Below are 12,381 nucleotides of genomic sequence, written 5' to 3' on the forward strand. Positions count from 1 at the left end.
GTTTTTAATTTCACTACTTTAAGCTTATCCTCATCCATTCTAAATTCTACAGTAAAATTCTTTCCAAAAATCATGTAGTCCTTCATGATCAATGTGTTATAACGATCTTCCTTAGCACTTGGAAATTTTTTTATTATTTCTTGAGAAGTAGCACCAGAATTTAAACCTTGCCATAATTCTGCACCAAAAACGTTATTAGAAAAAATGGATAATATAATTACGAACAGTATTTTTTTCATTAATATTTGCCTTATCTAAGTAATAACTAACGTGCTTCGCTTGTTTGCTCATTTTTGAGTGTAAGCAAAAGGGCGTATCCTGGATTCTGTGTAAGTATTGATTAGAGACAAACAGCAGTTATGCAAACTTTGGGAAAGTCTTCTTTATTAACGGTTATCATAAGTTTAGAAGCCTTGCTTAGCTTTCGGTAAATAGCTTTCTAAGCCTTTATTGGGTTTGTTAAAACTTTCAGGCTCTCGCTGTATGATATTAATCATTTCACGCTTAAATGCATCAGTATGCATTCTGCCGTCATAACTTAGGCTTGAGTGGTTGTTATAGTCATTCATAAATTGCACATTATCGACGATGGCCTGAATGGCGGACGGTGACAAGGTATCATCTTTATTGGTTAATTTGTCTAATGTTTTTTTATGGAACTTGAGTATTAAGCCTTTATACCCCTTACCTCTAGCTTTCTTTTTATACTCCACACTAACTCTATAGTTTGTATTTTCGTTGATATCATTTATTGCTTTTTCAATCACGTTATCTTTTAGCTGTCCGAACTGTTTATATTTGTTCTTGACGTTCATTACGTACTTTAGCTCTTCTAAGCTAAACTCTTTGCTGTATTGAAACTGATTAACCCACATGACTATCAATTCATACATTCTGATTGAGTGAATGCTCGATAATTCACCTATTTCCAATAGCCTATACTTAGTAAAGTTAGCTTTAAGTTGCGTTAAATATGGCAGTATTTTACTTGCAAATGATAATACAACTTCTCCGTTGTCAGGATCATAGACAATACTACTGACAAGCCTTGTTTGAAGCGTCTTATTTTCAGGCAAGCTCATTACAATATCAACGTCATACAAACGCTTGCTTGCACTCTCTATGTCACGATAAATATTCTGCTCATTCTTGGACTTCTTACCAAAGAAGAGCGATTTCATATCATCAACTGACACTTTGTATTCTGTGTCTTGTGTGACCTGTGGCGCATCAGGTCTGCTGTCAATTTGACTGATACAAGCGAGTATTAGCTCTTTGTCTGTCTTTTGCATGGTATACGTTGCTAAGATTAGATCATTTGACTGGACAACTAAGTTATTTTCCATTTTCTCGTCCTGCTCATTTACTATTTTTATAAATGTATGAGGTATATTAGCATCAATAGTATATAATAAAAACAGCACTTTCTATATAACTGTTTTTTCTGCTCATTTACTGTTTTTTCTGCTCATTTACTGTTTTTTCTGCTCATTTACTGTTTTTTCTGCTCATTTACTGTTTTTTCTCTCTGTAACATATTGATTTAAAAAGGTAAAAAAGCCTCTTAAACAGGAGTAAACAGGAGTAAACAGGAGTAAATAAAAACCCTTAAAGAAACGGGGAAGTAAAAAAGTTGTGGATAAGATTAAAAAGGAGAAGGATAAGGTCGATTAATAGGTTTAGAAATCTCTAATTTCTGACTAAGGACTTCCAATCCATTATTAATGCTCTTGATATCGCTTTCAGTCAACTTATCAGCATATTTAGTATTAAACCTACTTAAACTAGATTCAAGCGTTCTAGCATGCTTCTGGACGCTTTCGTTACTATCCAATGTTCTTAATCCTTGATAGGCAAGTTCATACTGTGTAGAGGTTCTTCTTAGAGTCTCGCTGATATGCTCCTGAGCTAATACTTTGCATTCGTTAGCAGTGGTTTCTTTGCTTATGTACTGCTCAATGTTATCTAAATAATTGAACGCTGTTAGCGTTTCTGCCGTCATTCGGCTAATATCACTACGACCCAACGAGCCTTGCAACTCATTGTTTTTGGCTGTTCTGCTAGCATCTAAGCTAGTAATGAATGCATCAAAATCGGCTATGACTTCGTGATAGTTTTTACGTTCTTTTTGTCTGTTAATCAATATATCCATGGCATTCAGGTTGTTTTGCATCACGTCAAACGTAAACAACAAGTCCGCAATGCGCCGCTGTTCCTCTCTGAAGCTATTAAAATCGTTGGTTAAACCCAATTCATTAGCGAAGCGATCAAGGACTTTGACTTGCCGATAGTCAAATTTTTCAGGGTAGTCAGCAGGATTATCGCGAAAGCCTGGGCGCAAGCTGAACTTTTCATGGTGTCGAGTCATTAATCGATGAGCAAAAGCGCTTAACGTCGCTCTAAGATCATTATTGTCTTTCTCATCCGCGTAACTTTCTCTTTTAGCTTGTCTATCGTACTCTCTAAGCTCTCGATCAATTCGTCTTTTTCGCTCATAAAAGGCTCGTCTGTAGTTATCATCAAAGGGGTTTGGAGCTGGTCTGGCGCTTTGTTCAACTGCGCTGTTAATTTCAATATCTGATCTTCCGATAGCTTTAGTGATGCTGTTAATTGATTGTTTTGTGTTGTTAATTCTTTGTGTGAGTTTTTCATTTGCTCGTGCTGTGTTTGAACTTTTTCTTGTGTTGCTCTCAATTGCTTTGTGGTTTCCATCAATCCAGTTTGGTAGGTTTTTGCATCGCTTACTTGACCACTCAATGTCTTGTTCTGTTCGCTCAATTTGTCGTTTTGTGTTTCTAATTCTTTGATTCGCTCGATCAATATATCGTTTTGTTGTTTCAAGTCGTTCATCGTAATCTCGCTGCTCAAAAATAATTCTATTGGACGTTTCTAGCACTAAGCTATTACGCTCCGCGATCATGGCGTTGATTTCACCCCTAATCGTCACTGGCGCAATGCCGTTAAATACCTCGCCTTTTTCCATTGCTACCAATTTAGCTGTCTCATATGCGTCACGCTCCAGCTTAGTCGCAACGCTGCCCATCTTAAGTTGTGGTTCAATATCTTTGCCTTGATCTGCATAGCTACGGCAATCTATCAAATCGTGCTTATGCTCGGCTAATTTTTCATTAGCAAGCTGCTCCCATAGTTGGCGAACCTCTTTAATCTCAACACTGACTCGTTCCATGCCAAGCTTATGACGCTTCGTGTCGGACAGCTCAATATCAGCTTTTTCAGTCAATATGATCTCGTTGCTGTTGCCAAGTGCTGCGGTACGCGTGGTGAACATAATATGAGCATGAAAGTTACGAGGATCGGCACCACGATCAATTTCTCTTTGAGTTGGTTTGTGAATGGCACAATCGGCAATCGTGCCGTAACGATCCGCTAGGGTTTGGGCGAACTTGTGTGCCAATGTCTTACGATCTTTCGCACTTAACTCATACGGTAGATTAATCAGCCATTCGCGAGCCACTCTTGCATCTTTGCGTTTCTCGGCAGCTTCCGCTTTGTTCCATAAATCACTACGATCAATATCAGCATTGGCAGCAGCCAACGCTGACGGCAAAATGATATCCGCACTCATCACCCCATGCTTTTTTGAGTAGTCGTGGGTCTTACCGTATCGCTTATCTTCCAGTTCACAACCAGCACGATAGCTCGCAGAAGCAACGGCACTTTGTCCATTACCTCGTGATATAGATTTAGTCGATGCGATAAAAATAGCCATTTCTATATGCTCTAGCTTTTGATTTTTAGCACTACGTCTTTTCGTAGTGCTGGGGGTGTGGGGGTCTTACCCCTGCCGATGTTTTGACTTCATAAATGTATAACCGTAGGGAATAAACATTTGTGAAGTCGAAAACTCGCACTTAGTCAGTGGGACTTAACCATCCGTCAATTAACTATATCATAAACTGTTGTTAGGTATTGGCGAAGTTGCTATAGTTGGGTGAATAGGTAGTTTGGTATTTAAGAGGAAGGTATGAGCTTACTTGGTGGTAATGATCTAAAGGAACAGCAAAAGATTAATGAGCTTGAGCTTAAAATAAATAGAGAGAAGCAGAAGTTAGATAAGAAGCTGACACGGCAAAAAATACTACTGGGTGCTTTTCTTGTAGATGCGTTAGAGAATGATTCAGTAGATGGTTTAAAGGATTATACAGCTAACCATCTATTAGATTTTTTGAGCAGACAGACGGATAAGGATTTAATGGCAGATTTGGTAAAGGAGCTTGGAAATAAAGTTAATGCCAATAATAACGATGAGACAAACTAATGCATAACTCAAAATCAAGTACCTGTTTAATAGCAACCGCCTTTGGATTTTTTTTACTTCCGGTTTTATTTGGCTGTACTACCTTAAAATCCTACCAAGTAACACCAATAGAAGAAAGAACTGCCCTTAACAATGAGAGCCCATCAGTGTTACCACAACGAGACTCTACTAAGTCACTGTCCGACATATTTAGTGGTCTATCTACGGGCGGTCAAATGCCAGGTATCGTAAGTGGCAAATTTGTTATTAAAGATAATTGTCTTATGTTGCAAGTCGCCAAAGATAAATATATGACGCCCTTATTTCCTCCGGATGATGTCGTTTATTTAGAAGAGGAAAAAACTATTGTACTGAAAGGCATAAAAATTAAATTGGGTGAGAAAATATTTACTGGGGGCGTAACAACACCAACGACAAATCTTGAGTTTGCGACACAAGGAGATGCCGCTTGTCTGACTGAAATAGGCATGGCTATCGATGCCGATATAATGGAAGTCTCTGAAGAGATTAAAAGGAAATTGGATACCTACTAAAAAATAAGTGAAGAAGCTATTTCCCCTGCTTATTCTCAAAATTGGTTCGGTACCCTAGTGAGGACTTAAATTTTCAGTTGTAGCTCATCTTTTTTTAGCCTCGCTATCAAGCCCCTTACTTTATATATAGAGATTGGTGGCTTTTATTTTATGCAGGATTAACGAGAGCAATCGACGATAGGGCTCATTACTGTAATCATCGAGATTATAATCAAAGACTCGCTGATCAAGATCGTCATAACTTTTAATTTTTTGATCTATATTTATTTACTAGTATAATTTGTCCACTTTTGCTATTTTGGCTGTCCAAGCAATTTACCATATTAAATACAGAAGAACTATCGAATCTCGATAACTTAAAGATATTCTTATATTCGTAAAAATATAAAAACAGAGGACTGTTGAAGTCAAATAATAATATGTTATTTAAAAGCTAAAAAGACTTTGGCATAACTTCAGGTTTAGTGATTCCAGCTTAATAAAATAATTGGCTGGTACACTTATCAACAAGGATTGTTATAATGTATACCTTTTTGGCTTTAGCGCCTATTCTCGTCGTTTTCTTGTTACTTGTAGTCCTGCGGCTACCGGCAAAAATATCTATGAGCGCAGCTTATCTTGCAACGGCATTGCTAGCTTTTTTCGTTTGGCATGCTAGTGGCGCTCAAGTCGCTGCTGCCACTGTTAACGGTATTATTGTAGCGCTCACGATTTTATTCATCGTATTTGCGGCTATCTTGTTACTTAATACCTTAAAAGAAAGTGGTGCCATCATCGCCATTCGTAAAGGTTTTATGGATATCTCGCCTGACAGACGCGTTCAAGCAATCATTGTGGCGTGGTTATTCTGCTCATTGGTGGAGGGCTCATCAGGATTTGGTACGCCATCTGCTATCGGTACTCCACTATTATTGGCGCTAGGTTTCCCAGCAATGGCTTCTGTTATGGTCATGTTGATTATCCAGTCTACGCCGGTGTCATTTGGTGCCGTTGGCACACCGATATTACTTGGCGTTTGGTCTGGTATCAGTGATAAACAAGATCTAGCTCAGTCTATTGCGCCGACCTCTGCTGAAAATTATCTCTTACAAATTACCGCTAATATCGGGCTGTTACATGCATTAGTAGGCTTTTTAATTCCGCTAATTTTAAGTGCATTTTTGACGCGATTTTTTGGCGAAAAACGCTCTTTTATCGAAGGGCTCAAAGTGTGGCCTTTTGCACTCTTTGCCGGTCTCAGCTTTACCATTCCCTACTTTTTGGTGGCTAAATACCTAGGTCCTGAGTTTCCATCATTAGTAGGCGGTTTTATCGGTTTACTGATTGTACTTCCTGCGGCAAAGCGCGGATTTTTAATGCCGAAAGATATCTTCGATTTTGCACCCCGAGACGACTGGGACAAAGATTGGCTAGGTACTTTGGACGAAGAACAATATGATGATTCAATAGCACCAAAGTTTACTTTAATAAGGGCATTTTCTCCTTATATTATTGTTATTGGGCTATTAATTGTATCTCGGGTTGTGACACCGCTGAAAAACTTTTTGGTAGGGGACTTCACAACGATTAACCTTGCCAATCTTTTTGGTACGACTATTTCTAGTAAAATACAACTCGCTTATTCTCCGGGTACTATTTTAATTATTACTTCATTACTGTGTATATTGCTGTTTAAAATGAACAGACAAGCGGTAAAACGTAGTTGGATTAATTCAGCAAAAACTATGATTGCGGCAGCGCCAGCTTTATTGTTTTCGGTGCCGATGGTACAAGTATTTATTAATTCAGGTTCAGCCGCCGATGTCGCCACTTCGCTACCAGCCATGCCGATATTATTGGCTGAAAGTGCGGCTGGGGCGTTTCAAAATGCATGGCCGCTAGTCTCGCCATGGATTGGCGCAATGGGTGCGTTCATTGCAGGTTCCAATACCATCAGTAATATGATGTTTTCTTATTTTCAGTGGTCAACTGCCAGCCAAATTGGCCTTAATAGCAGTCATGCGGCACAAGTGGTGGCACTTCAAGCGGTGGGCGGTGCGGCTGGTAATATGGTTTCAGTACATAACGTGGTTGCCGCGTGTGCAGTGGTCGGATTAATAGATAAAGAAGGTTACGTGATTCGAAAAACCTTGCTAGCAATGATTTACTATGTCATTCAAGCTGGATTAATTGGTATGGGTATCATTTTTGGTGATTTATGGTGGTGGATTTTGGCTATCATTTGGCCAATAGTATTTTTTGTACTAATGTCGCTGACCAGTAGAAAAAAGGCAATTAATTAATATTTAATAGCTACACTAAAAAATCCTATGAACTCATCATTCTGACGCCATTGTATTATCTATATTAGATTCAGAATGGTTAGTTACAGTGACTACATTACAATTACTAAATAGTTATCAAGGAAAACCCCGTGAAAGATTTAAGCAAAATTACAAATATTGAAGACTTGCGCCAAGTCGCTGAACGTAAAGTACCCCGTATGTTTTATGATTATGTCGACTCCGGTTCATGGACTGAGACCACCTATCATAATAATGAGACTGACTTTGACCGTATAAAGCTGCGCCAGCGTGTGATGATCAATATGGAAGGACGATCGCTTGCTACTGAAATGCTGGGGATGCCTGTCAATATGCCCGTAGCGATCGCGCCAACAGGCTTCACGGGTATGATGTGGGCAGATGGTGAGATTCATGCGGCGCGCGCGGCTGAGAAATTTGGTGTACCGTTTTCGCTATCGACTATGAGTATTTGTTCTATTGAAGATGTGGCGACGCATACTAGTGCACCGTTTTGGTTTCAGCTGTATATGATGCGCGATCAGGAATTTATAGCCAACCTAATTCGCCGTGCCAAAGAAGCCAATTGTTCAGCGCTTATCTTGACCGCCGATTTACAAGTATTAGGGCAACGTCATAAAGACATTAAAAATGGTCTTTCTGCACCCCCTAAACCAACGCTTGCCAATATTTTAAACTTAATGACCAAACCGCAATGGTGCATGAATATGCTGGGTACTAAACGGCGTACTTTTGGTAATATTGTCGGTCATGCTAAAAATGTCGAAGACATCTCTTCTTTATCAGCGTGGACGGCAGAGCAATTTGATCCTGCACTTAGCTGGGATGATGTCGCGCGCATCAAAGATATGTGGGGCGGTAAGCTCATTATAAAAGGCATTATGGAGCCTGAAGATGCGATCATGGCCGCACGTAGTGGGGCTGATGCACTGGTGGTTTCGAATCATGGTGGGCGTCAATTAGATGGTGCACCATCTTCTATTGCTGCGCTAAGTGATATTATACAAGCGGTTCATGCTGAGAATAGTGATATCGAAGTATGGTTAGACAGCGGTATCCGCTCTGGTCAAGATGTCTTAAAAGCAATCTCATTGGGTGCCAAAGGCACACTTATTGGCCGCGCGTTTCTTTACGGACTTGGTGCTTATGGCGAAGATGGTGTACGTCGTGCGCTTGAGATCATTTATAAAGAATGTGATATCAGCATGGCATTCTGTGGTCATACTAATATTCAGGAAGTAACAGATGATATTCTGGTAAATGGTACTTATGAGCAACTCAAATCTGCTCTGCCTTATATAGCACCTATGCGCTGGTGACTCTCGAATCATTGTTCTCATAAGAAATGTTATGAGAAATAACTTTGGATAGAAGAAATCAGTTTTCACTGGTTCTATTAAGGTATACCCCAAGGTAACCAGTTATTTTGCCCTTCAAACCTATTAACAGCCTACTTAAAACAGACTGGTATAATGGAACCACTTATAATAAACAGCTAGCCTTAATACTCTAAATAATCCCTTATTGGACGTTTTTTAAACTGAGAAGCGTCTTTTTTAAGGCGATTAATCATCTCAAACTCCCATCCCTGCTGCGACTGTCCAGCTGGGCTAGTAGGGCTAACTATATGATTATAGTCAGTCATAAACTGAGGGTTACGAGCAATACGTCCCAGCTGTTTATCATTTAGACCTTCTACCGTAAACATATCAGCAGTATCAACATCACGTAGCTGATTTTCTTTGTTAGCCTTAATTTTAGTTTTCTCATGAACTTTAAACTTAAAGCCTGTAATAGTCCTACCTTTTTTCACCTGAGAATAACTGACTTTAATATCTGATTTTTCATTAATTTCTTTAACAGCAAGGTCTAAAACCCTTAACTTAAAGTTACCCATACGCTTGTATTCGTGATCTTCTACACCTAACTGATTTCTGAAATTATCAAGATCAAACAAGGGCGTTTGCTTGGCAGCTAACCACTGTATGAGTAGCTCATACAACCTAACGGAGTAAATACTATCCATACTGGCGGTTTGCTCAAGCAAATATGAAGTGAAAAAATCTTCTGCACCATCAATACGACTAATGCCATTAACCACAGCAAGCGTAAATACCAACTCAATTGCACCTTCATCATCAAGATAGGTAACTTGCTGAATCCAACGAGATTTAACAAGCTTTCCTCTCTCGTCTACATAACTAAAACGCCTATTAAATAAGTTTTCCTCAGCATCCTTCATACGCTGATAACCATTCTGACGCGTTGTTTCAAAAATTTCTGCGTAGCGCAATGCATCAATGCGCAACGGCTTATCGGTACTTAATCCCGTATTCGTTTCTCTCGCATCTACTATTGCCAACTGAATGATACGAATTTCAGGCAGAGATAGGTTTTGTAATGCTGAATTGAGCTGATTCGTTTTAACAACCAAGTTACCTTTTGACATTTAATTCATCCATAAACTAAATAATGACTACGTTATCATATTGAAGTATATAAAACTACATAAAAAAATAAGTAGATTAATGGTAACTAGACGTAGTCATATGGGTAACTAGACGTAGTCATATGGGTAACTAGACGTAGTCATATGGGTAACTAGACGTAGTCATATGGTCTCTACAGCCCTCTATACGTAAGGCTTACAGCTTGTCTAAAAGCATTTAAAAGCATTTAAAAGCATTAAAAGCCTTTTTTTCTTTTTTTATTAATTAAAAAGATAAGGGCTTTGAGCTATCTAAATTTGCAGTATTGATACTTATCTGTACCTATAAAACATGATTTTGGCTTAATTCTCGCATAAAATTCACCATCCTGACCATTAACGACATTATGAGCAATTTTAGCTGCTGCTAAACTGTCATACTTAGTTTGACGTTCTGCAATGTCTGCTTTACTAGGTACAAGTAACCAAACAGAAAATAAAGTGATTGCAAATATGAAAGCACAGATACCACCTACTAAAGCAGAAGCCTTCCAGCTCAGTGATTTAGCAAACTCATCTGATAACTGCTTTGTGTACTGCTCAGCCCCTTTCTTTGCTTGAGTTCTAACACTCGTCAACGCAATATTTGCATCATTAGCCAATTTCTTGTTTTGATCTTCAAAAGACTCAGAAAAAAGCTTTAAGCTGCTAAAGTTAGTATCAAAAGTTCCTTTCATCTCAGTTGATAATTTAGACAGTTGGGTTATCTGTGTCTTCGCTATACCTATCGTTTTTTCTAGCTGCGTATTTGCTTGCTCAACGTGACCACCAACGCCTTGTGTTAGCTGGTTAGAGTAGTAATTAAGAAGATCAGCAACCTCTAGGCGAACCTCTTTAGCTGTACCGGCAACAATCGCTGATTTAATTTTATTTTCTCGTTCTTGATAATCTTTGAGCTGTGCGGTTAGTTCGTTGACAAGCTTTGCAGTGGCGGTGTCTCTCGCTGCCATCGCTTGATACTGTTCTTCTCTTTGCGTGAGCAATGCGGTGTTATGCTCGGTAAGCGTTGCAATAGCGGTAAGCAGGTCTTCAAGGTTGGGTATCTCTGACATTTTTATCTTCCTAATCCATAGCTATGGCTGCGATTGATCTCGTTACTGTAGTCTGCAACGGCTTTTTGTGCGCTCTCTAGGGCTTTTTCCTGCGTTTTATCGACGCTTTGCCCGTGATTGTCTGTAAATTCAGTTAAAACGCCTTGTAGAGCTGCTGTGTGCGTTTTACGCTCACTGGTATAGTGTAGATTTTTAATTTCATTCAATGCTTGCGTTGATTTGTCGATCACTAAGTCCGTTAACGCGCCACGCTCATTTAACGCAAGCTCGTGCTGTCTCTGTGTGGTATCTGGGTTATCCATATAGTGATTAAGGTTGTGCATGACCTCATTAGCGACTGAAATCGCTAAAATAGGTTTGCCTACCTTGTTGTTTGGATCAATCCCTTTCTGTGTATGCTGTTCTAACTGTGCCATTACGGCTGCATACAGCGCTTTTTTATCTACCATGAATTGCTGACTTTCACGCTTCAGCTGCTCGGCTACCGCTTGCTGCTGCCTTGCTCTGTCGACTCGTACCTGTTCAATGCGCTCACGTTCGGCTTGTTCACGTTTTTGTTGTTCGGCAAGCTCATGCTGTCGCTGCTGCTCCAGCGCCAACTCTTTTTGTTTTTGCTCGTCGGCTTTTCGAGTGGCAACCCCTTTCGCCATTGCCATTGCTTGTGCAACCGCGTCTAGCGTGGGTGCTTTAGGCTTTGGTGCGCTTGGCGGTTCAGAATTTTTAATAGGTTCATCTACTGCGGTTGCCCTGCTTGGCGTGGGCGAATCGTTACTGATCGCCTGTATTGGTGGCGGTGTGGTGTGCTCAATATCTTTGATTTTATGACCATTAAAGATAATTTGTTCAGCAGCATCATTTACTGTCTGATTTTTGGCAAGCGCTACGCCCCATACCAGCTCGTTGCGCTTGTGGATTATTTCGTTGATGGTGCCGAGCTGTGTTGCTGGCGTTTTATCAATCTCGTAAACCTCGCCTTTCTCCTTTGCTTGCGCCGCTTTTTTTAGCTCTTGCTCGTATTTGTCACGTTCCAGCTTGGTAGCGACTGACCCCATTTTGAGCTGTGGCTCAATATCAATACCTTGCGCGGCATAGCTGCGACTATCAATCAATCTATGGTCATGCTCGGCTAGTTTTTCGTTGGCGATCTGCTCCCATATTTGGCGAACGTCTGTAATCTCATGGCTCACACGTTCCATACCAAGCGAACGCCGCTTGTTATCGGACAGCTCAATAGTCGCTTTGTCGATCAGTATAATTTTGTTGTCTTGGTCGAGTGCTGCGGTGCGCGTGGTGAATAGGATATGGGCGTGGAAGTTACGAGGGTCTGCGCCTCGCTCAATCTCTTTGTCGGTAGGCTTGTGAATGGCGCAATCGGCAATCGTGCCGTAACGGTCTGCTAAGGTTTGGGCGAACTGGTGCGCCAGCTCTTTGCGGTCTTCTGCGCTTAATTCATGCGGTAGATTAACCAGCCATTCACGAGCCACACGCGCATCTTTTCTTTTTTCGGCAGCTTCCGCTTTGTTCCATAAATCACTACGATCAATATCAGCATTGGCAGCTGCCAATGCTGACGGCAAAATGATATCCGCACTCATTACCCCATGCTTTTTTGAGTAGTCGTGGGTCTTACCGTATCGCTTATCTCCCAATTCACAACCAGCACGATAGCTCGCAGAAGCAACGGCACTTTGTCCATTACCTCGTGATATAGATTTAGTCGATGCGA

At 40.3% G+C, this 12,381-nt stretch carries 10 protein-coding genes; 4 read left to right on the top strand and 6 right to left on the bottom strand.

Features of this window, described 5'->3' with window-relative positions; all coding sequences use genetic code 11:
• The 3 genes from ACS8FC_RS13510 to ACS8FC_RS13520 form a co-directional block, all read right to left on the bottom strand.
• A partial coding sequence (locus ACS8FC_RS13510) for a hypothetical protein (protein ID WP_439297158.1) occupies positions 1–239 on the bottom strand: 239 nt, incomplete at its 3' end.
• Positions 240–404: 165 nt separating this feature from the next.
• Positions 405–1,424 (bottom strand): replication initiation protein, encoded by a 1,020-nt coding sequence (locus ACS8FC_RS13515; protein ID WP_439297159.1) that lies wholly within the window; start codon positions 1,422–1,424, stop codon positions 405–407.
• 221 nt (positions 1,425–1,645) lie between these two features.
• Positions 1,646–3,730, bottom strand: a complete 2,085-nt coding sequence (locus tag ACS8FC_RS13520) for a MobA/MobL family protein (RefSeq protein WP_439297160.1) — start codon at positions 3,728–3,730, stop codon at positions 1,646–1,648.
• A gap of 255 nt (positions 3,731–3,985) precedes the next feature.
• On the opposite strand from ACS8FC_RS13520, the gene ACS8FC_RS13525 reads away from it, so the two are divergent.
• From ACS8FC_RS13525 to ACS8FC_RS13540, 4 genes are all read left to right on the top strand, one after another.
• Positions 3,986–4,279: a mobilization protein MobS gene (locus tag ACS8FC_RS13525; RefSeq protein WP_087816251.1), complete on the top strand. Its 294-nt coding sequence runs from the start codon at positions 3,986–3,988 to the stop codon at positions 4,277–4,279.
• Positions 4,279–4,812 carry a hypothetical protein gene (locus ACS8FC_RS13530; RefSeq protein WP_087816255.1) on the top strand — a complete coding sequence of 178 codons (534 nt, stop codon included), beginning with the start codon at positions 4,279–4,281 and terminating at the stop codon, positions 4,810–4,812. Before ACS8FC_RS13525 ends, ACS8FC_RS13530 begins: the two co-directional genes overlap by 1 nt.
• Positions 4,813–5,333: 521 nt before the next feature.
• Entirely contained in the window at positions 5,334–7,094 is a 1,761-nt protein-coding gene (locus tag ACS8FC_RS13535) for an L-lactate permease (protein WP_345832723.1), read from the top strand.
• A gap of 131 nt (positions 7,095–7,225) precedes the next feature.
• Positions 7,226–8,434 (top strand): alpha-hydroxy acid oxidase, encoded by a 1,209-nt coding sequence (locus ACS8FC_RS13540; protein ID WP_062846045.1) that lies wholly within the window; start codon positions 7,226–7,228, stop codon positions 8,432–8,434.
• 182 nt (positions 8,435–8,616) lie between these two features.
• On the opposite strand, the gene repM is transcribed toward ACS8FC_RS13540, so the two are convergent.
• From repM to ACS8FC_RS13555, 3 genes are all read right to left on the bottom strand, one after another.
• Complete coding sequence (gene repM, locus ACS8FC_RS13545) at positions 8,617–9,564, bottom strand: replication initiation protein RepM (protein ID WP_439297161.1); 948 nt, start codon at positions 9,562–9,564, stop codon at positions 8,617–8,619.
• A 287-nt stretch (positions 9,565–9,851) separates the two neighbouring features.
• The gene (locus ACS8FC_RS13550; protein WP_439297162.1) at positions 9,852–10,655 is read right to left on the bottom strand and encodes a hypothetical protein; all 804 of its coding nucleotides are present in this window, start codon (positions 10,653–10,655) and stop codon (positions 9,852–9,854) included.
• A 2-nt stretch (positions 10,656–10,657) separates the two neighbouring features.
• The coding region (locus ACS8FC_RS13555; RefSeq protein WP_439297163.1) for a MobA/MobL family protein at positions 10,658–12,381 on the bottom strand (1,724 nt) is incomplete at its 5' end.

Source organism: Psychrobacter sp. 1Y4, assembly GCF_051847555.1.

Coding starts and splice junctions, on each gene's coding strand:
- ACS8FC_RS13520 (WP_439297160.1), bottom strand. CDS start 3,730: ATGGCTATTTTTATCGCATCGACTAAATCTATATCACGAGGTAATGGA.
- repM (WP_439297161.1), bottom strand. CDS start 9,564: ATGTCAAAAGGTAACTTGGTTGTTAAAACGAATCAGCTCAATTCAGCA.
- ACS8FC_RS13530 (WP_087816255.1), top strand. CDS start 4,279: ATGCATAACTCAAAATCAAGTACCTGTTTAATAGCAACCGCCTTTGGA.
- ACS8FC_RS13525 (WP_087816251.1), top strand. CDS start 3,986: ATGAGCTTACTTGGTGGTAATGATCTAAAGGAACAGCAAAAGATTAAT.
- ACS8FC_RS13535 (WP_345832723.1), top strand. CDS start 5,334: ATGTATACCTTTTTGGCTTTAGCGCCTATTCTCGTCGTTTTCTTGTTA.
- ACS8FC_RS13550 (WP_439297162.1), bottom strand. CDS start 10,655: ATGTCAGAGATACCCAACCTTGAAGACCTGCTTACCGCTATTGCAACG.